Here is a 23,098-nt window from a genome sequence, read left to right on the forward strand (position 1 = left end):
TTCTGTGTCGACGTCGCCCGGGGGGTCGAGCCGGCCCCCCGGGCGACTTATTTTTAGCCAGCCTTTCCCCCGCCCGGCGCCGCCTCTTTGTGCGGCGTCCCTCCCTCTGTGCCCGGGCCCCGGGCCGGGCGAGGTCGACCTGAGGCTTGGTCGCGAGTGCCGTCCCGGGACCGCGCCGCCCCTCGGGCGCCTTGTCCTTTGGGGCCGTGGGCCGGGGTCGCCCCGTCGGCGGCCCCCTGTGGCTGCCCCCCATCCTCGGTGCGGCCGCCGTTGGGCCCGCCCCGCGGCGGGGCGGGCGTCGTGGACGTCCCTGTGCCTACGTCCCGGGATAAGCCTACGGCGGCGCCTCTGGCCCTAAATTTGATTTCGGCTCCGCAAATTAGTTCTCGAGCGTTGCTGCTATTCGGATATCTTCATTACCGTTCACCGACCGAATTTGAGCATTTTTAATTTCTTAAACTTGGAATCTGCCATGTTTTCGCAGGTAGATTAACTGCTTCTCACAACCTTGCAAAAACCTGTCAGCCGTCTGCGGTGTTTTAGGCACCTTTCAGCTTTACTGAGGGTCCCTGCCTTTAGCGTTAGGGCCAACCATTTCTAAGGGAGGCCTTTTATGTCTTCGACTTCTAAGCCAAATCATCCCGCGACGGATGCGGGCGCGATGGCTGCTTCTAACGGTACCCGCGAGACTAAGCGTTCTCACAAGGCGAAAGTTGATCTAGGCGAGAAGGAGCTTCTTCAGCGCCCTGGTCTCGTTAGCGCTGTTGTTGAGTCTCTCGAGCATGACGGCCTTGCCGTAATTTGCTCAGAGGTTGGGCTCGGACGTCATAGCCTGGCGAAGCTTGTCTGCCAGGCGTTTGATGAGAAGGGGATTCCCGCAAAATGGCTCAGGCTAAACGTAAAGTCTGATGCCGTGGCAATCAGGCGCGTTCGACAGGCGGTCTCATCATGCGTGGAAGAAGATGTCGCGTCTCTCGGCGATCCCCTTGCTCTTCTTGTTATTGATGGCGTGGGAATTCACAGCGAAGAGACGGCCATAAAGTTTGGCAAGGCCATTACCGGTGCCCTCTTTGCTGGCATCAGGGTAATAGCCATTCTCATGCCTGAGCATGAGTACCTCATTGACGAATTTCCTCGCTGCAAGGTGTTTGGCGCGCGGGACCTTGTCCTTAAGAAACGCGAGGTAAGAACGTGGTGCGGCAGGAAGCGCGGCACTTCAGTTGATTACATTGTCGAGTGCACCCACGGAATTGCTTCACTTGTAAGCCTCACGTGCGCCTCTTCGACAAGGAGCGCGGTGGGGCCGGGCTCCGCTGTCTGGACCGAGCGCGTGACTCAGCTGTACGAGTCTGCCCTGAGAAACACTCTCATCGATGAAGAGCTGACTCTGCGCTGCGCCATGGCCGCATTTGGTTCTGGCTCCGTCGATGACCTTCAGGCAATTGGCGTAAGAGCTTCTTCGGATCTCTTGCTCGACACGCGCAGCTGCTGTCCTCTTTTTGGAATAGAGCCAGAGAAGGGGCTGTTCGAGTGCGTTCCGATCGATGGCGATGCGCTCCGCGAGCTTCTGGGCCAGACTCCTGCGGTTCGCGAGGGCAACAAGAGCCTGAATAATGAGGGCTCCCTGCTCTGTCGTGTTGCGCGCAGGCTTGCGTCGAAGGGCAACTTTGCCCGAGCGGGAGCGCTCCTTTGGGCCAACCCGCTCGAAAGGAGCGCGGTGTCATGCGTCTCCAACTACCCTCTGGAGTTCATCGACGCTGGGCATCTTCCATTGGTGACACATGCCGCGCTTCACGTTGATGGGGCGGAGCTGTCCCACGTAAGAAGGATGCTGCGGCTATTGGGCGTAACGCTATCCGCCAACGAGGGGGAGACAATGCTGGCCGGGCACGCCTCTTCTCGCGTGAACCGGGTTTCCCTACAGATCGAGCTTCTCGAGGCCATCTGCGGGCTTAAGAAGAACCGCTCGCTCGAGGAAGTCGCGACCGAGCTGGGCGCACTTCGACCTCGCGTGATGGGATGCAAAGGGATTCTCACGCAGAAGCTGTACCAGCACTATCGGGCCCTCGCGCTTTGGTTCGAGGGGTCATCGCTCGAGGCGTTTCGCGAGTTAATGCTCGCGCGAGAGCTGAGGGGCCAGGACGAGGGAGATCCGTCGCTCTTCTCGGCGGTGCTCCAATTTGATTTTGAGGCCCTCCGTAGGGTTATCGGTGACCCCATAAGCCTGGGTGAGACTGAGTTACTCAAGAAGGCCCTGCGGACGCTTGAGGCATCGACTGCTCCTGCCCTTCGGGGAGACGCCGTGGCGCTGATGGAGCTGGCTGGCATCGTGAGTGGAGAGCAGCGTGACCTGGAAGCGCTGCCAAGAGCTATGGTGCGCTGGCGGGCGGCCGATTTGAGCAGGCTTCTTGCCTGGGCTTGCGTGATGCTCTCGTTCTCTGACTCGCTTGGCGGGCAGGCAAGGAGGGCATATGTCCGGGCGGCCGGGGCGCTCGATTGCTGCGAGCGTCTAGAGGAGCGCGATGTGAGGGGCCTTGCCCAGCTGGCCCGCTGGGTGTCTATTCAGGGGCTTGGAGAAAGCCTCGACAGGGAAAACCTTGAGTTGGAGGAGGCCGTTGAAGGCTGTTCTCCCGACGTTCGTGCGCTCTTGAGGGCTTACGCGGCCGCGGCCGAGGGCAGCGAAGAGGCTGTTGGCTGCGCCGCAAGGGAGATGAGGGCCGCAACGCCGCGTATGGGTGTGGCGGCGATGGCGGGGCTTGCCACGCGGTCTGGCCCGAGCGGCAAGGCACTGCGCTCGATGCTTCCGCTGACTTGGAGAGGCAAGGATGTCGCGAGCTCCCGTCCTGCTCTGGGAAGGCAGACTAGGACAAAGGCGAAGGCCGATGCTGCCGCCACGCCCATCTTGCGGATTAGCATATTCGGGGGAATCACGGTGAGCTTGGGCGACGAGTGCATTCCCGAAGCGAGCTGGCGCAGGAGGCAGGCGAAGGCTCTGCTGGCAATGCTGGCCCTTACCCCTGGGCACCTCATGCAACGTCACGAGATAATTGCGGCGCTTTGGCCCGACGTCGACCTGGCGCGTGGACGAGAGTATCTCTATACGGTGCTGAGCTCGCTGAGGTCCTCCATTGGGCAAACACCCGTCTCGAACCAATATGTACTGGGAGAGATGGGCCAGATCAGGCTTGACCCAGCCCTTGTGAGCTGCGACGTTGATGAGTTCGAGAGCATGGTGAGAAGAATATCTTCGAGGGATGCGAGCGACGACGAGGTCGTGTCGCTTTGCGTGGCGCTCGAGGGGCTGTACTCGGGCGGCTCGTTCGTGCCTGCCACAGACGCCCTGGGCTGCTTCAGGCGTCGGCATGACGAGCTGGCCCAAAGGTATCGTGACGCGATGCTGGCGGGTGCCGAGGCCGCCTCGCGCCTGCGTGACGCACGCCAGGCCGCCTGGTTTACGCAGGTTGCCAAGGCCGTCGCCTAGCCGTAGCCCGAATGGCATATGTGGCAGTTCCCTGTTTGGGCGCTTTCAGCCGCATGCACGTATGCTATGAACAGATAAAGTAAAAAAGCTAGATTAGACGTGCGGTCCTCGGCCCGCACGAGTTACTCACCTCGAGAGTAAGCAGGATTGCCATGGCTGGTCTCTTCTCGAAGATTCTCTCCCTTGGCTCCGACAAGGAGCTGAAGGAGTACAACTCCATTGCCGACAAGGTCTCGTCCCTTGGCGACACTTTTGCCAAGATGGACGATGCTGAGCTTGCCGGACAGACCGCGCTGTTCCGCGAGCGCCACGCTAACGGTGAATCTCTTGACGACCTGCTGCCCGAGGCCTTTGCCTGCGCACGCGAGGCGTCGGACCGCGTGCTTGGCATGCGTCACTTTGACGTTCAGGTGGTGGGCGGCATCGCCCTGCATCGTGGCACCATCGCCGAGATGAAGACCGGCGAGGGCAAGACGCTCGTCTCCACCCTCGCGGGCTACCTCAACGGCATTGCCGGCGAGGGCGTTCACATCGTCACGGTCAACGACTACCTTGCGCGTCGTGACTCCGAGTGGATGGGCAAGCTCTATAACTTCCTGGGCCTCAAGGTTGGTCTGCTCCAGAACGGCATGCCCCTTGCGGACAAGCGCCCTGCCTACGAGGCAGACATCACCTATGGTACGAACTCCGAGTTTGGCTTTGACTACCTGCGTGACAACATGGTCATGAGGGCCGACATGCGCGTGCAGCGCGGCCACCGCTTCGCCATCGTCGACGAGGTCGACTCGATCCTCATCGACGAGGCCCGTACGCCCCTGATCATCTCGGGTGCCGGCACGAAGTCCGCCGACACGTACAAGGACTTTGCCCGTGCCGTTCGCGGCCTCGAGCGCGGTGAGGAGCCTGAGCGCGATCCGCTGGGCGGCCCCGTTCCCGAGCCCGATGGTGACTACATCATGGATGAGGCCAAGCACACGATTGCCGCGACCGAGCAGGGCCTGCGCAAGATCGAGCAGCGCCTTGGCGCCGACATCTACGCCGACCTCTCCGGCCAGCTTGCCAACCACCTCCAGCAGGCGCTCAAGGCCCAGTACATGTTCCATCGCGACAAGGACTACGTCGTCATGAACGGCGAGGTCAAGATCGTCGATGAGTTCACCGGCCGCATCATGGAGGGCAGGCGCTGGTCCGAGGGCCTGCACCAGGCCGTCGAGGCCAAGGAAGGCGTTCTGGTTCGCGAGGAGAACCAGACGCTGGCCACCATCACCCTGCAGAACTACTTCCGCCTCTACGACAAGCTTTCGGGCATGACGGGCACCGCCATGACCGAGGACGCCGAGTTCCGCGAGATCTACAAGCTCCCGGTCACCGAGATTCCGCCCAACAAGCCCGTCAAGCGCATAGACCATGACGACATGATCTATCGCAACGTCGAGTACAAGTTCAAGGCGGTCGCAGATGACGTCGAGCGTCGTCACGAGAACGGTCAACCCGTCCTTGTGGGCACCGTCTCCATCGAGAGCTCCGAGCGCCTCTCGAAGCTCCTCGATCAGCGAGGCATCAAGCACGAGGTGCTCAATGCCAAGTTCCACGAGCGCGAGGCCCAGATCGTTGCCCAAGCCGGTCGCGAGGGCGCCGTTACGATCGCCACGAACATGGCTGGCCGTGGTACCGACATCCTGCTGGGCGGTAACCCCGACGAGCTCGCCGACGAGATGCTTGCCGAGGCCGGCACCCCGGCAGACGTCGCCACGCCCGAGCAGGTCGCCGATGCCCGCGCCCGCGCCCGCCAGATTTGTGACGCCGAGCGCGAGCACGTCCTTGCCGCTGGCGGCCTTGCCGTCATTGGTACCGAGCGTCACGAGAGCAGGCGAATCGACAACCAGCTGCGTGGCCGCGCCGGCCGCCAGGGAGACCCGGGTGAGACCCAGTTCTACCTCTCGCTCGAGGACGACCTCATGCGCCTCTTCGGCGCCGACCGCATGGACCGCATCGGCGCGATGATGGCCAAGTACGACATGCCGCCCGACATGCCGCTCAAGGCCAAGATGGTCAGCAAGGCCATCGAGGGCGCGCAGCGCAAGGTCGAGGAGATCAACTACGCGATGCGCAAGAGCGTCCTCGATTACGATGACGTCATGAACCAGCAGCGCCAGGTCATCTACGAGGAGCGCAACAAGATTCTCGATGGCAAGGACCTGACCGAGCACATCTCTGAGGTCACGAGCGCCACGGTCGAGCGCGAGGCGCGCGAGTTCTGTCCCGAGGGCACCGCGAGCGAGGACTGGGACCTCGAGGGCCTGCGCTCTTGGCTCCACGAGCTTACCGGCGCGGATGGCATGCCCGAGCTCTCCAAGGAGGGCACGACCGCCGATGTTGTGGAGGCCGTTGACGCCTACGTTGGCGACCTGTACACCAAGCGCACCGAGGACCTCGGCGAGGACATCACCCACCGCCTCGCGACCCAGGTGATGCTGCGCGTCATCGACACCCGTTGGATGGCCTACCTTCAGGAGATGGACTACCTCAAGACGGGCATTGGCCTGCGCGGCTTTGGTCAGCGCGACCCGCTGGTTGAGTACAAGCAGGAGGCCTACGCCGCCTTTGGTCAGCTCGTCGACACCATGTACGAGGACTTCCTGCGCACGATGCTCCACATCCGTCGCAACACCGCGCCGGTCGCCGCCGCCACGCCTGCCCCGTCTGCCCTTGAGGGAGCCAGATACTCCGGCCCCACCGAGGTCGACGGTGCCGATGCGGCCCGCTCCTCCGTGCTGTCGCGCGCCCGTGCCAACCAAGCTGCCCCCGCGACCGCTGTCGAGCGTGCCGAGCGCCGTGATGCCAGCGCGCCCTCGCCCAAGGCGAGCGCCGCCAAGCCGCACACGTATCGCAAGGCCGATGACCCCGACCCTTACGTCGGCGTTGGTCGCAACGACCCCTGCCCCTGTGGCAGCGGTAAGAAGTTCAAGAACTGCCACGGGAGAAACCGATAGTGGCCGAGCTAACGAGTGAGCGCCTCGCCGCTCTCGTGGCGAGGCTCGAGGAAGTCGAGGGTTACCTTCACGTCGACGAGAGTCGAGCCACCGTGCTCGACCTCGAGGCGAGGAGCGCCGAACCAGGCTTTTGGGACGATCCCAACGCGGCGCGCCAGACCATGGCACACCTCTCCAAGGCAAAGGATGACGTTGCGAGCATCGAGGCTGCCCATGCTCGCCTCGACGATGCGCAGACCGCCTACGAGCTTGCCGAGGAGACGGGTGACGAGGGCCTTGCCGCCGAGGCCGAGCAGTGCGCCGATGCCCTTGAGCGCGACCTCTCGGAGCTCGAGCTGACGAGCTGGTTCACTGGCGAGTTTGACCAGGGCGACGCCATCGTCAACATCACGCCGGGTCAGGGTGGCCTCGAGGCGCAGGACTGGTGTGGGATGCTGCTGCACATGTACCTGCGCTACTGCGACCGCCGCGGCTGGAAGGTGACGGTCAACGACGCGCCCGCCGCAGAGGTAATCGGCATCGACCGCGCCACGATCACCGTATCGGGTAAGAACGCCTACGGCATGCTTCGCGCGGAGCAAGGCGTGCACCGCCTCGTGCGAATCTCTCCCACCGATGCCAAGAGGCGTCGCCAGACCACGTTCGCGGGCGTTGAGGTGCTGCCGGTCCTTCCCGACGACATCGAGGTGGAGATCGACCCGGGTGACGTTCGCGTCGACGTCTATCACGCGAGCGGCCCTGGCGGTCAGGGCGTCAACACGACCGACTCGGCCGTGCGCGTGACGCACCTGCCTACGGGCATCGTCGTCACCTGCCAAAACGAGCGCAGCCAGATTCAGAACAAGGCCACGTGCATGCAGATTCTGCGCTCGAAGCTCTACGAGCTCGAGCTCCAGAAGCGCGCCGAGGCGCTCGACGAGCTGCGCGGCCCCAAGCACGAGATTGGCTTTGGCAACCAGATTCGCTCGTACGTGCTCTACCCCTACCGAATGGTCAAGGACTTGCGCTCGGGGTGCGAGACGGGCAACGTGGACGCGGTGCTCTCCGACGGCGACCTCGATCCGTTTGTGACGGCCTATCACCGATGGGCCGTTGGCGGTCGCGAGCCCGTCGTGACCGAGGACGAGGAATAGCCTGGTGGGCTTCCAAAGGTTTACATATTGATAGAACGGCGGGGTGCTTGGCATGGGCGCCCCGCCGTTTTCTATGCAGGGACGCGCCTGCGCCCCCTCATTCACACGAGCAGCATAATAGGAGCCGGTTAAGCCTTTCACCTGCGGGTTTGTTCTCGATATTTCGAAAAAAGTTCGTTCGACCTACCAGTCATGGGATACACTCGAAGCCGACGTTCCTCTGGAAAAGCAACGTTTTGTCTGTCGGAACCATCAGACCAAAGGAGTCTCATGGAAGAGAAGGAGCAGAAGGAGCTCGAGCTACTCGCCGCGAAGGTTCGCCGCGACGTCGTCGAGATGCTGCTGCACCGTGGCTACGGCCACCTGGGCGGCTCGCTCTCCATCGTCGAGGTCATGGCCGTGCTGTACGGCAAGCAGCTCAAGCACGATCCGAAGAACCCCAAGTGGGAGGACCGCGACCGTCTCGTGCTGTCCAAGGGCCACGCCGGCCCCGCCTGGTACTCTGTCCTCGCTGAGCGCGGCTTCTTCGACCGCGACATGCTTTTCACGCTGAATGACGGCGGCACCAACCTGCCGAGCCACCCCGACCGCACCAAGACCCCGGGTGTCGACATGACGACCGGCTCCCTCGGTCAGGGCTGCTCCACCGCTGCCGGCATCGCCACCGCCCTCGCCAAGAAGGGCTCCGACGCCTTCACCTACCTCATCGTGGGCGACGGCGAGCTCAACGAGGGCCAGTGCTGGGAGGCCTTCCAGTACATCGCCAGCTACAAGATGGACAACCTCATCGTCTTCATCGACGACAACAAGCGTCAGCTTGACGGTTGGACCAAGGACATCATGAACCCGTTCGACTACGTCGCCAAGATGCAGTCCTTCGGCTTCTACACCCAGAAGGTCAATGGCCAGGACGTCGTCGCCGTCGACGCCGCTATCACCGAGGCCAAGCAGCACAAGGGCGAGGCCCTCTGCATCATCCTCGACACCGTCAAGGGTGCTGGCGTCAAGGCCTTCGAGGAGATGGAGAGCAACCACGCTCCCAAGTTCAACACCCCTGAGCTCAAGAAGACCGCCCAGGATGCTGTTGACGCCCTTAACGCCCAGGTCGAGAAGCTCGAGGAGGCGCTCGCTTAATGTTCAAGCTCGCTGAAGATCGCAGCGCCACCGGCGCTGACCTGCGCAACGTCGTCATGGAGACCCTCCAGAGCCTCATTGCCGAGAATGACAAGATCGTCATGCTCGAGGCCGACCTGGGTGGCGCCTCCAACTCCCTGAAGATCAAGGCTTCCAACCCTGACAACTTCATCGAGTGCGGCATCTCCGAGGCCAACATGATGGGCGTTGCTGCCGGCATGTCGTCCGAGGGCTACATCCCGTTCGTCCACACCTTCGCGCCGTTCATCGCGCGTCGTGCGTTCGACCAGGTCTTCCTCTCTGGCGCCTACGCTCACAACACCATCAACATGTATGGCTCCGACCCTGGCTTCTCCGTCGCTGCCAACGGTGGCACCCACACCTCCTTCGAGGACGTTGCCATCATGCGTACCATCCCGCACGCCCGCGTCTTCGACGCCGCAGACGCCGTGCAGATGGCCTGGATCGTCAAGACCTGCGCTGGCCTGCCCGGCATCAACTACTTCCGTGGCGACCGCAAGGCCATCCGCAACGTCTACGCCGAGGGCTCCGAGTTCGAGCTCGGCAAGGGCAATGTCCTTCGCGAAGGCTCCGACGTGCTGATCATCTCCGCCGGCCGCCTCGTCTCCGACGCGCTCGACGCCGCCGAGAACCTCGAGAAGCAGGGCATCTCTGCCGAGGTCATCGACATGTTCTGCATCAAGCCGCTCGACGAGGAGCTCATCCTCTCCGAGGCCAAGGGCAAGAAGGCCATCGTGACTTTCGAGAACCACGGTGTCATCGGTGGCCTGGGCGACGCCGTTGCGTCCGTCCTCGCCGAGAACGCCGTTGCTGTGCCCTTCAAGCGTCACGGCATCGTTGAGCAGTTCGGCCAGGTTGGCACCGCCGACTGGCTGCAGAAGGAGTTCAAGCTCACGGCCTCCGACCTCGAGGAGACCGTCAAGGGCCTGCTCGCCTAAAGCTCTTGCATCTCGCATGCGAAGGGGCTCGTACCAGTTGGTACGAGCCCCTTTTCGTTGCCTATGCGAGGGGCGCTGCAGGCGGCGGGAGCTGGATGCAGCGCCGCATTGCGGCCCGCTTAGTGACGAGCGGCGCATTCGAGAAGCCTGTGTCCCCGGCTTCCTCACTCGGCTGCGCGGTCGCGGGAGCCTCTGCGGCTGACCCTTCTCGTAGCGATGCGGGGCAGGCCGCGCACATCCTTGCTCCTCAAACGGGCGAATCCCAGCGCCCCAGAACTCCACTACTTGGTGGAGCCGAGCCAGCGCGTGTGACAGGCGAGGATTTCCTGGCGCGGACGCTTCTCGCTGCCCTCGAGCAGCTCGACGAGCATCTGGCAGGCCATGCGGCCCTCCTGGCGCACCGGCTCCACGACGGTCGAGATCGTGGGGGCCGTGAGGTCGGTCCACTCGGTGCAGTTGAGACCCAGGATGCCGATGCGGTCTGGGATGAGGTGGCGCGAGGGCTCGAGCGCCTGGAAGACGCGGGGGAGGGCCCACTGGTTCTCGACGAAGATGAGCGTGCGGTTGGCCGGCGAGATGCGGAACTTGAGCAGCTCGCGCAGCTCGGCCACCGTGGGCGTCTCGTGGTCGATGTTGATCTGCTCGAAGTCGAGGCCGTGCGCCGAGAGCGCGTCCGACATGGCGCTCGCGCGCTCGAACCGCGTGCGGAACTGGCCCGTGGCCGCCTTGGCCTCGGCGCCTACGGCCAAGAAGCGGTCGTATCCCATCTCGACGCAGCGCTGGATGGCCGAGTAGATGCCATCGTACAGGTTTGCCTTGATCCAGCTCGTGCTGAGGTCGAAGGTGTCGCAGTCATAGAAGACGACCGGCCGCCCCGCGCGCTTGATGCGCTCGTGGATGGCTTTGAAGTTCGAGGTGGGCTGGATGATGAAGCCATCGACCCCTAGCGACAGCAGCTTCTCGACGCAGGCCTGCTCGGTCGCGCGGTCGAAGTTGGTGCCGCACACGACCGTCTGGTAGCCGGCCTCGCGCGCGACGCTCTCAACGCCCAGCTGAATCTGGCCGGCCCATAGGTTGGTGTTGTCGAGGATGATCTCGCCGATGACGTGCGTGGGCTTTCCCGACAGCGCCTGGGCCTGCGCGTTGGGGACGTAGCCCGTCTCGCGGATGGCCGCGGCGATGCGCTCCTGCGTGGGCTTGCCGAGCTTCTCGAGCTTGCCGTTGAGGAAGTAGGAGACGGAAGCCGTGGAGGTTGCGGCGAGCTTAGCGACGTCTACGATCGTCACCCTACCAGCCATGCGGGACCCCTCTCGACGAAGAAAACTGCGTTGGCGGAAAACCAGAAGTTGTTCTTGACTTTGGTTACCTTCATCAAAGTAAGAGTATATGCGAATGGTTAATCGCATAACAAGAAGAAAAAACAGGGGTATCTACCAGCCCGTTTACCGATGGGGTATCGCAAATGATTACCGAGTGGTATACATTTAATTTGCAAGATGACGGGCCAGAGGGGCCAACCTCCAACGCCCATTTTTCTTGCGAACAATAAGACCACGCAAAGGCGTGGCGCCGCACACATGTGACTGGAGGGCAAGCGAATGAAGTTCTTTATCGACACCGCCAACCTTGACGAGATTCGCGAGGCCGAGACCTGGGGTATCCTTGCCGGCGTGACGACGAACCCGTCCCTGTATGCCAAGACGGGTGGCAAGCTTGCCGACTTCGAGGGCCACATGGCCAAGATCTGCGAGATCTGCAAGGACATCCCCGTCTCCGCCGAGTCCACGGCCGAGACCACCGAGGAGATGGTCGCCGAGGGCCGTCGCCTGGCCGCCATCGCCCCGAACATCGTCGTGAAGCTCCCGATCTGCGAGGCCTCCCTGCCGGCGTGCCACACGCTTGCCACCGAGGGCATCCGCGTCAACATGACGCTGATCTTCTCCGCCCCGCAGGCCCTGCTCGCCGCCAGCGCCGGCGCCCGCTACATCTCGCCGTTCGTCGGCCGCTTCGAGGACTGCGGCGAGGATGGCATCGAGCAGCTCGAGACCGTCGTGACCTGTGTCAAGAACTACAGCTACGGCTACTGGGAGCAGGAGGGCGGCCCCGAGATCATCACCGCCTCCGTGCGCACCCCGCACCACGTGACGCAGGCCGCCCTCATGGGTGCCGACATCGCCACCGTGCCGTTCGCCGCGCTCAAGAAGTGCGTGCACCACCCGCTCACCGACAAGGGCCTCGCGTCCTTCGCCGCCGACTGGGATAAGGTCGTGAACGCCTAGGGCGTCCCCTCCAACTGATTTGGCTTTGGGCGCCGGCCTCGGATGGGGTCGGCGCCCTTCTCGTGCCTGGGCGCCATGGCTCGTCCTGGCGCTCCCCTTGCCTGCCGCGACGCCGCCTGGCCACCGTGGCGAGCGGCCGCGCCGCATGCCGAGAAGGGCGTGCATGCGGCTATCAGGGCTATGTGGCCTATGTGGTGCCTATCTCGCATTTGCTATGATTGAGCGCGTATCTGCCTTCCTATCGCGCGAAAAAAGGAGCAATAAGTGGCCAACCACTTCCGCAGCAGCGAGGGACAGGACGGAATGGCCCCGGTCAAGCAGGCCGAGGGCACCATGCCGTACGAGGCACAGCCTGCGCCGGCCGACCAGGTCGACCAGACGCAGAGCTCTGCTCAGACCCAGGCGCCGGCTCAACCGGCGGTGCCTGCTCCCCAGCCCGAGGCCAACGTCGCCTCGAGGGTCCCCTCCATGAACATCCCGGTTATGAACTCCCAGCCCACGCAGGCCCAGCCCGTCTCGGCACCCCAGCCCGACGACTCCGGCCTCACCGCCATGCCCGCAGACGTCCGCGCTGACGCCTCATTCGACCCGTCAAACCAGCCGGGCTTCACGACGGCGTTTGCCCCCATCACCTCGGACGTTGACACGACCAAGGTCAACGAGGGCTCCACGCCCGTCATCTCGTTCCAGGACGTCTCGATGATCTATCCCGCGCAGCCCAACAAGCCGGCGCTGCAGGGCGTAAACGTCGACGTCTACGCGGGTGAGTTCGTCTTCCTCGTGGGCCACTCCGGCTCGGGCAAGTCGACCTTCCTCAAGCTCATCACCCGCGAGCTCAAGCCCACGCACGGCCGTGTGATGGTCTCGGGCCAGGACCTCACCAACATGCGCAACTGGAAGGTGCCCTACCTGCGCCGCCAGATTGGCTGCGTGTTCCAGGACTTCAAGCTGCTCCCGGACAAGACGATCTTCGACAACGTGGCCTTTGCCCTCGAGTGCATCGGCAAGCCGCGCTCCGTCGTGCGCGCCCAGGTTCCCGAGGTGCTTCGCCTCGTGGGCCTTGGCGAGAAGATGGACGTCTACCCCGACCAGCTCTCCGGCGGCGAGCAGCAGCGCGTCTCCGTTGCCCGCGCCATGGTGAACCGCCCGCCGCTGCTTGTCTGCGACGAGCCCACCGGCAACCTCGACCCGGCCATCTCGCTGGGCATCATGAAACTCCTCGAGCGAATCAACCGCACGGGCACGACCATCCTGATGGCCACGCACGACCGCGAGATGGTCGACTCCATGCGCAAGCGCGTCATCGCCCTCGAGGCCGGTCATGTCGTCCGCGATCAGGAGAGGGGAGGCTACGGCTTCTATGGCTCCTTCTAACCTTGGCTATTCCCTGCGCGAGGCAGGTCACCACTTTGTGCGCAACGGCTCCACGACCTTTGGCGCCGTCATCACGATCTTCCTCTCGCTGTTCATCATTGGCCTGTTCGCCATGGGCTCCGTGCTGCTCAACGGCATGGTTGGCACCGTGGAGGACCAGGTCACGATTCAGGCGTTCCTCTCCGACAACGCCTCGCAGGACGACGTCGACGCGCTGCAGTCCAAGATCTCGGGCTGGGGCGAGGTCGAGAGCGTCTCGTACAAGAGCAAGGACGAGGCGCTTACCGAGTACCGCGACACGATGACGAAGCGCAACGCCGCCGACGCCGTCGCCGCCCTCGACGACCGCAACCCGATTCCCGCCTCGCTCGTCATCAAGCTCCACGACCCGCAGGACGTCGAGGGCGTGGCCAAGCGCCTTGGCTCCGACGATGATTTCGCCAAGGTCGCGGACGTCGCCACGAGCGACGACGGCACCACGTCGGACCCGGCAGACCAGGTCCAGTACGGCCAGGGTACCGTCGAGCGCCTGTTTACCGTCACCAACTGGATTCGCGTGATCATGCTCGTGCTCGTCGTGCTGCTGATCTTCGTGGCCTTCGTGTTCATCAACAACACGATTCGCCTGTCGATCTCTGCCCGCCGCCGCGAGATTGCGATCCAGCGCCTGGTGGGTGCGTCGAACGGCTTCATCCGCGGGCCGTTCATCATGGAGGGCGTGCTCCAGGCCGTCATCGGCTCGGTGCTCTCCATTGGCGCGCTCGAGGTCATCCGCCGCTTTGGCCTGCCGATGCTCGCCGAGCGCATCTCGTTCCTCAGCTTCGTCGTGAGCACCCGCGCCACGCTGTCGACCTACGGCCTGCTCATCGCCATGGGCCTGGTCATCGGCCTGTTTGGCTCCGCCATCGCCATGAGGCGCTACCTCAAGGTCTAGGTGCAGATGGGTCGAAGGCGTCACAAGACATCGAGCTATCGTCATGCCGGTCCCACGCGGGGCCGGCATGCGGCGTATGTGGGCACACTGCACGTGGCGCGCCCGGGGTCTGCCACGGTCGAGACGGCCGAGGGTACGTTTTTGGTGGCCCGCGGCGGCCTGCGCGAGGGCATGGACGGCGACGAGGCGACCGTGACCCTCGTGCGCCGTGGCCCCGGCGAGCCCCAGGCCGTGGTCCAGGGCGTCCTGCGCCGTGCCTGCGAGCGCTTCGTGGGCACGTTCGAGTGGGCGGGGCCGCTGGGTGCGGTCGTGGCGCTCGACGAGCGCATCCGCCGCGACTTCTTTGTGCTTCCCGACGACAAGGCGCCCGAGCGGCTGCATGTGAGCGAGGGCGACATCGTCGAGGCGCGCATCCTCACCTACCCGGCCCGTCGCGAGGCCGGCGTGGTAACGCTCGAGCGCAGAATTGGCCGCCCCGAGGGGCTCGACCTGCCCATCGAGCGCGTCATCGCGAGTAATGGCCTGGCAACCCACTTTGGCCAGGCGGCGCTCGAGCAGGCCGAGCAGATCCATGACGACGTGGCCGAGACGATCGCGGCCGAGCCCAAGCGCCATGATCTGCGCGAGCTGCTTTGCGTCACGATTGACCCCGCTACGGCGCGCGACTTTGACGATGCGGTCTCGTGCGAGAGGCGCGAGGGCGGCGGCTGGCGCCTGGGCGTGCACATCGCGGACGTCTCGCACTACGTGAGGCCGGGCTCGCCCATCGACCTCGACGCCCGGGTGCGCACGTGCTCGGCCTACCTCGTCGACCGCGTGCTACCCATGCTTCCCGAGCGCCTGTGCGACGATCTGTGCTCGCTCGTTGCGGGCAGGGACCGCCTGGCCATGAGCGTGTTTGCCGACATCGACGAGGGCGGCGAGGTCGTGGGCCACGCCGCGTGGTGCTCGACGATCCGCTCCAAGGCGCGCCTGAGCTATGACCAGGTCGATGCCGTGCTCGAGGGCGCGTTCCCGGCCGCCGAATTGCCGCACGAGCCCGAGGCGAGCGCCCAAGACCTTGAGGAGCTGCTGCGCATGCTCGACGAGGTGGCCCGTCTGCGACGCCGCGTGCGCCGCGAGCGCGGGGCGGTGGACTTCGAGACCGTCGAGGCCAAGGTGGAACTCGACGGCGAGGGCGTGCCCACGGGGGTGAGCGTGCGCGAGCGCACCCGTGCCACGTCGCTCGTCGAGGAGGCCATGCTCGTTGCCAACGAGGTGGTGGCCCAGATGCTCGCGCCGCATGCCGAGGAGGTGCCCTGCGCCTTCCGCGTGCACGAGCGGCCCGCCCCCGACTCCATGGGCCAGGCGCTGCCTGCCCTGCGTGAGCTCGACCTGCTGGAGCCGGGCGAGTACGAGCGCCTGCGCGCGGCCGACCCGTTTGCCTTGCAGGACGTGCTTGAACGGGCAAGCGGCACGAGCGCCGAGGTTCCGGCCAACTCGCTTTTGCTGCGCGCCCAGAAGCGCGCCGTCTACCTGCCCAGAAACGACGGGCACTATGCGCTGGGGGCTTCGGCATACTGCCACTTCACCTCGCCCATCCGCCGCTATCCCGACGTAACGGTGCACCGCGCGCTCAAGGTGCGCATCGGGATGGCTGCCGATGCCGGCTTTGACGTGCGCGCCCGCAGGGCGGAGCTTGCCGCGATACCGCAGCTGTGCCACACCTGCTCCGAGCGAGAGCGCGCCGCCGACGCCGCCGCCCGCGAGAGCCAGCGCGTCAAGATGGCGCAGCTCATGGAGCAGCATGTGGGCGAGAGCTTCTCGGGCGTGGTCGTGGGCGTCGAGCGCTTTGGTCTTTTCGTTCGCCTTGACGAGACGTGCGCCGAGGGGCTGCTGCCCATTCGCGCCCTGGGGGACGAGTGGTTCGCCTACGATGAGGGTACGATGTGTCTCACCGGCGAGTCCACGGGTCACCGCTGGCACCTGGGGCGGCGCGTTGCCGTTACCGTGGCCGGCTGCAAGCCCGAGAAGGGCCAGATAGACTTCACTCTTGCGCGCGGTGCCTGCCTGCAGGCCGCCGCCCGAAAGGACGTGCAATGAACGAACGCACCAATATGACCGACGAGCTCGATGCTGCCGAGGGCCTGTTTGCCGGAGGCCAGGGGGAGCTCGCCTGCGAGCTGCTCGAGCGCCTTGCGGCCGATGCCGAGGAGTACGTTGACCGCAACTGCCCCACCACCGACGAGGTGCAGTGGTTCAGCTTTCCCACGGTCTTCGAGCGCCTGTGCTACCGCCGCGTCGAGAAGGACCCGCGCGAGCTGCGCGACGTTGGCGAGCCTCTCGACCGTCTCTATGCCGACCTCGCGTTTGTGCTGGTGAGCGAGGGCGACTACGCCGCCGCCACCGAGGCGCTGCGCCAGGCCGTGCGCTGGAACCCGATGGGCTGCGGCTACCGCCTCGACCTCGCCGAGCTCTATCGCACGAACGGGGACATCGACGAGTACCTGGGTCTTACCTTCTCGGTCTTCGAGCGTGCGAGCGACGTGCGCCACCTCGTGCGCGCCTTCTGCAACTTTGCTCGCCACTTCATGGACACTGGCGCCGACTCCGCCGCCGCGGCCTGCCTGCGCTGCGCCCGCAGGCTCGACTGGTCCGACAACGTGCTCGATGGCCTCATCGACCGCGTGAAGGGAACGCCCTGCGATCCCGATGCGCTCACTGACGAGCAGACATCCCAGGTCATGGCCGAGAACGGCCTGCCCGAGGGTGCCAACGCCGAGGTGGCCCTGTGCCTGCTCATGTGCGCCACCGACGTGGCGTCGAAGGACCGCAGCCTCGCCACGAACCTCACGGTGAGGGCCCGCGACCTGGTGGGCACCCCCGCCGTGAAGGCCCTGCTCGAGCTCATCCGCAGCACCGACGCGGAAGGGGAGGGCAGCCATGCCGATGCCTAAGAAGCGCGAGCGCAAGAGCATCGCGCGCAACCGCTCGGCGCGCCACGAGTATGCGATCGAGGAGACGTTCGAGGCGGGCCTCGTGCTCAAGGGCACCGAGGTCAGGAGCCTGCGCGAGCGTGCGTGCCAGATCACCGACTCGTTTTGTCTCATCCGCAACGGCGAGTGCTGGATGCATGGCGTACACATCCCACCCTTCTCGCACGGCACGATTTTCAACGTCGACTCCGACCGAAAGCGCAAGCTGCTGCTGCACCGCAAGCAGATTGACTACCTCGACGGCAAGCTGCGCACGAAGGGCATGGCGCTCGTGCCGCTCGAGCTTTTGTTCGACGACCGCAACCGCGTGAAGGTCGTCATAGGCCTGGGCCGCGGCAAGAAGCTCTACGACAAGCGCGCCGACATGGCCAAGCGCGACACCGACCGCGAGATCGCCCGCGCGCTCAAGGAGCGCAACCGCTAGATTGTGACGACGAAGTCCCCTGCGGGGGACTGGATGGGTATAGTAAGGCGCGACGAGAACGAGCCCGCGCGTTGGGCGCTATGAAGGGAGGCCACCATGGCCGAGGAATCTACGTACGACCGCGTCGTCAAGGTGCTGCAGGAGCAGGACGGCCTTGAGAACGTCGAGTTCACTCCCGAGACCACCCTTGCCGACCTTGGCCTGGATAGCCTGGCCGTCGTCGAGGCGATTATGGCCTGCGAGGACGAGTTTGGCGTCGAGTTTGACCCAGACTCCACTCCTCAGACCATTGGCGACTTTGTCGACCTCATCGACGAACTGCAGTAGTTCGGGGTAGAATGCCCTATGCGGCTTGGCCGCATCCGTTCCTTGAAAGCTCGCATGGTGGCCTTGTCCCCATCCACACCCGTGGGGGCGACTGGTTTCGACAGGGTGGTCCTGAGGTGGGCAGCAAGCCGTGGTCTCCTCGCCACGTTAAACAGGGGTACCGTCAAATTGAATTGACGACAACTCTTTCCAGGGCTCTTACGCCCTCGCTGCTTAATTAATTAGCGGCCGTCGAAGCGGGGATTTCTCCTGTTCCCGTGGAGACGTCATCTTAGGGAGATGCGCGCGCGGACGTGGCTGGTATGCCGCGCGCTAAGACCGAACCGGCTGGGACGCCGAGCGCGGGTCACGGAGTGTGACGCGTCCGAGACTTAATCGGTGACTGAGCTTGGAGACACCTGCCAGGGGACTGTTCTGGACCGGAGTTCGATCCTCCGCGCCTCCACCATGTACGCTTCGCCCTGCTCGCATTCGTGTGGGCAGGGCTTTTTTATGCCGAGAATAGCCTGATATGGCAGCTTGGGGGAGGGCGCTTCTTCACCGTCTGGCGGCGGCGTGCCGGATTATGTAAGCCAATGGGGTATAAGAGATGCAATGAAGGGTGCCCGACGGGGCTGGAAGAGGGAGGGCGCATGGCGCTGGGAATCTTTGGCAGGGGCAGGGGCGCCGAGACGCTCAACGCAATGGGCGCGCCCCGCACGGGCGTTGACCTGGTGCTCGAGGGCGGCGGCATGCGCGGCGTGTTCACCGCGGGCGTGCTCGACGTGCTGCAGGAGAAGGGCGTCTTTGGCTTTGACAACGTCTGGGGCGTCTCGGCCGGAGCCATCAACGCCGCAAGCTACCTCTCGCACCAGCAGGGCCGCTATCTGCGCCAGAGCCTCGCCTTTCGAGACGACCCGCGATTCATCAGCCTGTGGTCGCTCGCCAAGACGGGAGACATGACGGGCTCCGAGTTCATGTACCACACGGTGCAAGACGACATCGACCCCTTTGACTACGACGCGTTTGCCCAGCGTAGGAGCCGCTACATGGTCGTGGCGTCGAGCCTGGCCTTTGGCACGCCCACCTATCTCGAGATCAAGAGCCTGCCCGAGGACATCGACAAGGTGAGGGCGTCTGCCTCGCTCCCCGTCATCACACGCACGGTGGAGCTTGAGGAGGGCCTGTTCCTCGACGGCGGCACCACGGACTCCGTGCCCATTGAGCACGCGCTCGAGGAGGGGGCCGACACCGCGGTGGTGGTGCTCACCCAGGACCGCGGCTACGAGAAGAAGGGCGCCTACGAGCTGCAGCGCCTGGCTGACCGTCGCTATGCGGGCTATCCCTACTACCTCGAGGCGATGCGCACGCGCGCCGCGCGCTACAACGAGCAGCGTCAGCACATCTGGGACCTCGAGGAGCGGGGGCGCATCGTCGTGGTGGCCCCGAGCGAGCCCGTCGCGGTGGGCAGCACCTCGGGCTCGGACGGCGAGGGGCTGCTGCGTCTGTACCTCGATGGCAGGCGCCAGGCGCTGGCCACGCTCGACGCGATTCGCTCCCTGGGGGCGTAGGCGCGCAAGCCGCCGCGAACTTGTGCTGCTTTTGAGCAGACGAGGCCAAAAACCCAAGCGTTTTCCTTGAACTTTCCTGCGTGCGCGCTACACTTGGAAAGCTACTTTTGCTGAGCCCCGTAATCTCGTAAAAGTACAGAGCAACACGTAAGCACACGGAGGAGTCAAATGAAGTCGACTCAGTACGCCAAGCCCGGCGAGGTTACCCGCAATTGGGTCCTCATCGACGCTGAGGGCGCCACGCTCGGCCGCCTCGCCACGAAGGCCGCTATGATCCTTCGCGGCAAGAACAAGCCGCAGTACACCCCCAACACCGACACGGGTGACTTCGTCGTCATCATCAACGCTGATAAGGTCCAGCTTACCGGCGTTAAGGCCGACCACAAGCGCTACTGGCGCTACAGCGGTTGGCTGGGCGGCATGAAGTTCGAGAGCTTCAAGGAGGCCATGGAGAAGCACCCCGAGCGCGTCATCGAGCACGCCGTCAAGGGCATGCTCCCCAAGAGCACCCTTGGCCGTCAGCAGTTCACCAAGCTCAAGGTCTACGCTGGCCCCGAGCACCCGCACGCGGCCCAGAACCCCGTTCAGATTGATTGGAGGGCCTAACCGATGGCTGAGAACACCGCTGTCTACTATGGCACCGGCCGCCGCAAGGAGGCTGTCGCCCGAGTCCGTCTCGTCCCCGGCACCGGCAAGGTCACCGTCAACGGCCGCGACGCGCTGAACTACTTCGGCCGCCAGCAGCTCGTCGACGACGCCTGCGCGCCCTTCAAGGTTACCGACACCGTTGAGCACTTCGACGTCATCGCCCTGTGCGACGGCGGCGGCATCTCCGGTCAGTCCGGCGCCCTGCGCCTCGGCATCGCCCGCGCCCTCCTCGAGGCTGGCGACTACCGCGCCGACCTCAAGAAGGCTGGCTTCCTCACCCGCGACGCCCGTGCCGTCGAGCGCAAGAAGTACGGCCTGAAGAAGGCCCGCAAGCGCCCGCAGTTCTCCAAGCGCTAAGTCTTCTTGGAGTTGCCTGGGCTTGCCCCTTGCATCGCATTTTCGAGACCCGTCGGTTTTGCCGGCGGGTCTTTTTGTTGCGGCACGTGTCTATTTGTTGCGGCGCGCGTTTCTTGTTGCGGCGCGTGTTCTTGCTGCGACTCGCGTTTTGACCAGCGTCTTGGATGGCGAAATCGCCAGAACCCGAATTTACGCGTTGAATCTCACCGCGCGCCCATTCCTACGTGCTAGATGGCTGTCTGACGCGTAAAAGTGGGTGCTTGGAGAGCGCGGGCGTAGAAATGGGTGTTTGGGGAGCGGGGCGTAAAAGTGGGTGCTAGTTCAGGGGTGGTAGATTGCCGGAGCGTTAGATAGGCATGCTTTGCTTTGGCTTGTCATTGCGGGCGAGCGAGGGCCAACGGAAAGTAACCATCAACGTCACTCTCTATAGATTTGATGGTTGCTATAACAAGTGAGGAAGCTATACCTGCGGTTTTGTCGAGATGAGTTGTATAAGTTCACCTAGATTTCGTCTCATGTCCCCAATGTGCAGCTAGGGGTCTAGGGTTGGTACCCATGCACCTTCACGCGGGCGCATAACCGGATGCGCCTCACGAACGGGGGAGACCATATGTGCGGAATCGTTGGCTACACGGGCAGCTCGCAGGCGGCGCCCTTCCTTATCGAGGGCCTCAAGACGCTTGAGTACCGCGGCTATGACTCGGCGGGCGTCGAGATTCTCGACGCCTCGGGCAGGCTTCGCGGGGTCAAGTGTGCCGGGCGCGTCTCGGCTCTGGCCGACCGCTGCAAGACCGAGGACCTGCGCTCCACCTGCGGCATCGCCCACACGCGCTGGGCCACGCACGACGCGCCCACCGACCGAAACGCCCACCCCCACGAGAGCTGCGACGGTCGCATCGCCATCGTCCACAACGGAATCATCGAGAACTACCGCGCCCTGCGCGAGGAGCTGCAGGCCCGCGGCCACACCTTCAGGAGCGAGACCGACTCCGAGGTCGTGGCGCACCTCGTCGAGGAGACCATGAGCGGCGCCGCGTCGGGCAACCTGCTCGAGGCGCTGCGCCTCGCCACCCGCAGGCTCGAGGGCACGTGGGCCATTGTCGCCATGAGTGCCGACGAACCGGGCGTGCTCGCCTGCGCTCGTAAGGGCTCGCCCCTCGTGCTCGCCTCGACCGAGGGCGGCGCCTACGCCGCAAGCGACATCACCGCGCTCGCGGGCGTCACCTCCCACGTGCTGCAGCTCGATGACGGGCAGCTTGCCCGCATGCTGCCGAGTGGCGAGGTCGCCGTCTATGACGAGCAGGGCGACGCCGTGGCCGAGCCCGACTCCCTCGACATCGACTGGGACGCCTCGGCGGCGACCCTAGGCGGCTACGACGACTTCATGGCCAAGGAGATCGCTGAGCAGCCGGCTGCCATCGAGCGCCTCCTCGAGGGTCGCTTCGCCGATGGCCGCGTGCTTCTCGACGAGCTCACCCTCTCCGACGAACAGATCGCCCAGATCGACCGCGTCTACGTCGTTGCCTGTGGCACGAGCCTGCACGTGGGCCTGCTCGCACGCCGCCTCATCGAGAGGTGGGCGCGCATCCCCGTCGTGGCCGTGGCCGCGAGCGAGTTCATTTACGAGGACGTGCTCGTGACCGACCACACCCTCTGCGTGATTATCACCCAGTCCGGCGAGACGGCCGACACCCTCGCCGCCGCCCGTAAGATGCGCGCCGCTGGCGCCAACGTGTTCGCAATCACCAACGTGCTGGGCTCCACGGCTGCGCGCGAGAGCGATGGCGTGCTCTACATCAAGGCCGGCCCCGAGGTCTGCGTGGCCTCGACCAAGGCCTACACCGCCCAGATGGTGGCCGCCTCGATTCTGGCGCTGCTGCTGGCCCAGAAGAACGGAAGCATGGCGACGGGCGAGGTGGGCCGCAAGTTCCGTGAGCTGCGCCACGTACCCGACCTCATGCGCACGGTGCTCGACCGCAGCTGGCAGGCCAAGGCCGCGGCCCACGACTTCGAGCACGCGTCGTCCGCGCTGTTCATTGGCCGAGCCGCCAACTCCGCCACCGCCTCCGAGGGCGCGCTCAAGCTCAAGGAGGTCAGCTACCTGCATGCCGAGGCCTACCCCGCGGGCGAGATGAAGCACGGTCCCATCGCCCTGCTCGAGCCGGGCTTCCCCGTGGTGGCCATCTGCCCGCGCGACAACGTGCGCGACAAGATGTTCTCGAACATCCAGGAGGCCATCGCCCGCGGCGCCACCTGCGTGGCCGTTGCCACCGATGGCGACGAGGACGTGGCGGCCGTTGCCAGCCGCGTGATGTGGATCCCGGAGTGCCCCGACAACATCGTGCCCATCGTGGCGGTGCTGCACCTGCAGATGCTCGCCCGCTACGTGGCGCTGGCCCGCGGCTGCGACGTCGATAAGCCGAGGAACCTCGCCAAGTCGGTGACGGTGGAATAGGGACTGGCTGCAAGGCGTCGTTCCCGGCGACGCGTGCTCGCCCCGCGTACCCGTGCGCATCGCCAGCGTCTCTCG

General features: G+C 64.7%; 17 protein-coding genes and 1 other RNA gene. 17 read left to right on the forward strand and 1 reads right to left on the reverse strand.

The features are described from left to right. Window positions 1–661: 661 nt before the first annotated feature. From Q3866_RS06660 to Q3866_RS06680, 5 genes are all read left to right on the forward strand, one after another. A complete protein-coding gene (locus Q3866_RS06660; RefSeq protein ID WP_301830562.1) occupies window positions 662–3,481 on the forward strand; it encodes a hypothetical protein in 2,820 nt (939 codons plus the stop codon). Between the two features lie 152 nt (window positions 3,482–3,633). Continuing rightward, window positions 3,634–6,474, forward strand: a complete 2,841-nt coding sequence (secA, locus tag Q3866_RS06665) for a preprotein translocase subunit SecA (RefSeq protein ID WP_293673404.1) — start codon at window positions 3,634–3,636, stop codon at window positions 6,472–6,474. Beyond that, window positions 6,474–7,607, forward strand: coding sequence for a peptide chain release factor 2 (prfB, locus tag Q3866_RS06670; protein WP_293673403.1), 1,134 nt, complete (start codon window positions 6,474–6,476; stop codon window positions 7,605–7,607). The genes secA and prfB overlap by 1 nt, the downstream gene beginning before the upstream one ends. A gap of 270 nt (window positions 7,608–7,877) precedes the next feature. Next, a complete protein-coding gene (locus Q3866_RS06675; protein WP_301830565.1) occupies window positions 7,878–8,741 on the forward strand; it encodes a transketolase in 864 nt (287 codons plus the stop codon). Continuing rightward, a complete protein-coding gene (locus Q3866_RS06680; protein ID WP_301830567.1) occupies window positions 8,741–9,700 on the forward strand; it encodes a transketolase family protein in 960 nt (319 codons plus the stop codon). Before Q3866_RS06675 ends, Q3866_RS06680 begins: the two co-directional genes overlap by 1 nt. Before the next feature lie 281 nt (window positions 9,701–9,981). On the opposite strand, the gene Q3866_RS06685 is transcribed toward Q3866_RS06680, so the two are convergent. Continuing rightward, on the reverse strand, window positions 9,982–10,998 hold the full coding sequence (locus tag Q3866_RS06685; protein ID WP_301830570.1) for a LacI family DNA-binding transcriptional regulator: 1,017 nt from the start codon (window positions 10,996–10,998) through the stop codon (window positions 9,982–9,984). Between the two features lie 300 nt (window positions 10,999–11,298). Here Q3866_RS06685 and Q3866_RS06690 point away from each other — a divergent pair, with 300 nt between their 5' ends. From Q3866_RS06690 to glmS, 12 genes are all read left to right on the forward strand, one after another. Continuing rightward, entirely contained in the window at window positions 11,299–11,979 is a 681-nt protein-coding gene (locus Q3866_RS06690; RefSeq protein ID WP_301830572.1) for a transaldolase family protein, read from the forward strand. A gap of 264 nt (window positions 11,980–12,243) precedes the next feature. Further along, window positions 12,244–13,353 carry a cell division ATP-binding protein FtsE gene (gene ftsE / locus Q3866_RS06695; RefSeq protein WP_293673398.1) on the forward strand — a complete coding sequence of 370 codons (1,110 nt, stop codon included), beginning with the start codon at window positions 12,244–12,246 and terminating at the stop codon, window positions 13,351–13,353. Then, window positions 13,340–14,287 carry a permease-like cell division protein FtsX gene (gene ftsX / locus Q3866_RS06700; protein ID WP_301830575.1) on the forward strand — a complete coding sequence of 316 codons (948 nt, stop codon included), beginning with the start codon at window positions 13,340–13,342 and terminating at the stop codon, window positions 14,285–14,287. The genes ftsE and ftsX overlap by 14 nt, the downstream gene beginning before the upstream one ends. A gap of 78 nt (window positions 14,288–14,365) precedes the next feature. Continuing rightward, window positions 14,366–16,369 carry a ribonuclease R family protein gene (locus tag Q3866_RS06705; RefSeq protein ID WP_301830577.1) on the forward strand — a complete coding sequence of 668 codons (2,004 nt, stop codon included), beginning with the start codon at window positions 14,366–14,368 and terminating at the stop codon, window positions 16,367–16,369. Then, window positions 16,366–17,223, forward strand: coding sequence for a tetratricopeptide repeat protein (locus tag Q3866_RS06710; protein ID WP_301830578.1), 858 nt, complete (start codon window positions 16,366–16,368; stop codon window positions 17,221–17,223). The genes Q3866_RS06705 and Q3866_RS06710 overlap by 4 nt, the downstream gene beginning before the upstream one ends. After that, window positions 17,216–17,686 carry an SsrA-binding protein SmpB gene (smpB, locus tag Q3866_RS06715; protein ID WP_301830614.1) on the forward strand — a complete coding sequence of 157 codons (471 nt, stop codon included), beginning with the start codon at window positions 17,216–17,218 and terminating at the stop codon, window positions 17,684–17,686. The genes Q3866_RS06710 and smpB overlap by 8 nt, the downstream gene beginning before the upstream one ends. Before the next feature lie 96 nt (window positions 17,687–17,782). Beyond that, entirely contained in the window at window positions 17,783–18,013 is a 231-nt protein-coding gene (locus Q3866_RS06720) for an acyl carrier protein (protein ID WP_293673394.1), read from the forward strand. Window positions 18,014–18,096: 83 nt separating this feature from the next. Then, window positions 18,097–18,461: a transfer-messenger RNA gene (gene ssrA / locus Q3866_RS06725) on the forward strand. A gap of 184 nt (window positions 18,462–18,645) precedes the next feature. Next, window positions 18,646–19,563: a patatin family protein gene (locus tag Q3866_RS06730; protein ID WP_301830579.1), complete on the forward strand. Its 918-nt coding sequence runs from the start codon at window positions 18,646–18,648 to the stop codon at window positions 19,561–19,563. Between the two features lie 168 nt (window positions 19,564–19,731). Then, complete coding sequence (gene rplM, locus Q3866_RS06735) at window positions 19,732–20,169, forward strand: 50S ribosomal protein L13 (protein WP_293673392.1); 438 nt, start codon at window positions 19,732–19,734, stop codon at window positions 20,167–20,169. A 3-nt stretch (window positions 20,170–20,172) separates the two neighbouring features. Beyond that, window positions 20,173–20,568, forward strand: a complete 396-nt coding sequence (gene rpsI, locus Q3866_RS06740) for a 30S ribosomal protein S9 (protein WP_301830580.1) — start codon at window positions 20,173–20,175, stop codon at window positions 20,566–20,568. 610 nt (window positions 20,569–21,178) lie between these two features. Then, the gene (gene glmS, locus Q3866_RS06745) at window positions 21,179–23,023 is read left to right on the forward strand and encodes a glutamine--fructose-6-phosphate transaminase (isomerizing) (RefSeq protein WP_301830581.1); all 1,845 of its coding nucleotides are present in this window, start codon (window positions 21,179–21,181) and stop codon (window positions 23,021–23,023) included. The last annotated feature ends 75 nt before the right edge of the window (window positions 23,024–23,098 follow it).

This window comes from uncultured Parolsenella sp. (genome assembly GCF_958346945.1).
Taxonomy (GTDB): Bacteria; Actinomycetota; Coriobacteriia; order Coriobacteriales; family Atopobiaceae; genus Parolsenella.

Excerpts from the sequence above, each read along its gene's own strand:
- rplM (WP_293673392.1), top strand. The coding sequence starts at position 19,732 with ATGAAGTCGACTCAGTACGCCAAGCCCGGCGAGGTTACCCGCAATTGG.
- smpB (WP_301830614.1), top strand. The coding sequence starts at position 17,216 with ATGCCTAAGAAGCGCGAGCGCAAGAGCATCGCGCGCAACCGCTCGGCG.
- Q3866_RS06660 (WP_301830562.1), top strand. The coding sequence starts at position 662 with ATGGCTGCTTCTAACGGTACCCGCGAGACTAAGCGTTCTCACAAGGCG.
- secA (WP_293673404.1), top strand. The coding sequence starts at position 3,634 with ATGGCTGGTCTCTTCTCGAAGATTCTCTCCCTTGGCTCCGACAAGGAG.
- Q3866_RS06685 (WP_301830570.1), bottom strand. The coding sequence starts at position 10,998 with ATGGCTGGTAGGGTGACGATCGTAGACGTCGCTAAGCTCGCCGCAACC.
- Q3866_RS06720 (WP_293673394.1), top strand. The coding sequence starts at position 17,783 with ATGGCCGAGGAATCTACGTACGACCGCGTCGTCAAGGTGCTGCAGGAG.
- Q3866_RS06680 (WP_301830567.1), top strand. The coding sequence starts at position 8,741 with ATGTTCAAGCTCGCTGAAGATCGCAGCGCCACCGGCGCTGACCTGCGC.
- Q3866_RS06710 (WP_301830578.1), top strand. The coding sequence starts at position 16,366 with ATGAACGAACGCACCAATATGACCGACGAGCTCGATGCTGCCGAGGGC.
- Q3866_RS06675 (WP_301830565.1), top strand. The coding sequence starts at position 7,878 with ATGGAAGAGAAGGAGCAGAAGGAGCTCGAGCTACTCGCCGCGAAGGTT.
- ftsX (WP_301830575.1), top strand. The coding sequence starts at position 13,340 with ATGGCTCCTTCTAACCTTGGCTATTCCCTGCGCGAGGCAGGTCACCAC.
- Q3866_RS06730 (WP_301830579.1), top strand. The coding sequence starts at position 18,646 with ATGGCGCTGGGAATCTTTGGCAGGGGCAGGGGCGCCGAGACGCTCAAC.
- rpsI (WP_301830580.1), top strand. The coding sequence starts at position 20,173 with ATGGCTGAGAACACCGCTGTCTACTATGGCACCGGCCGCCGCAAGGAG.
- Q3866_RS06690 (WP_301830572.1), top strand. The coding sequence starts at position 11,299 with ATGAAGTTCTTTATCGACACCGCCAACCTTGACGAGATTCGCGAGGCC.
- glmS (WP_301830581.1), top strand. The coding sequence starts at position 21,179 with ATGTGCGGAATCGTTGGCTACACGGGCAGCTCGCAGGCGGCGCCCTTC.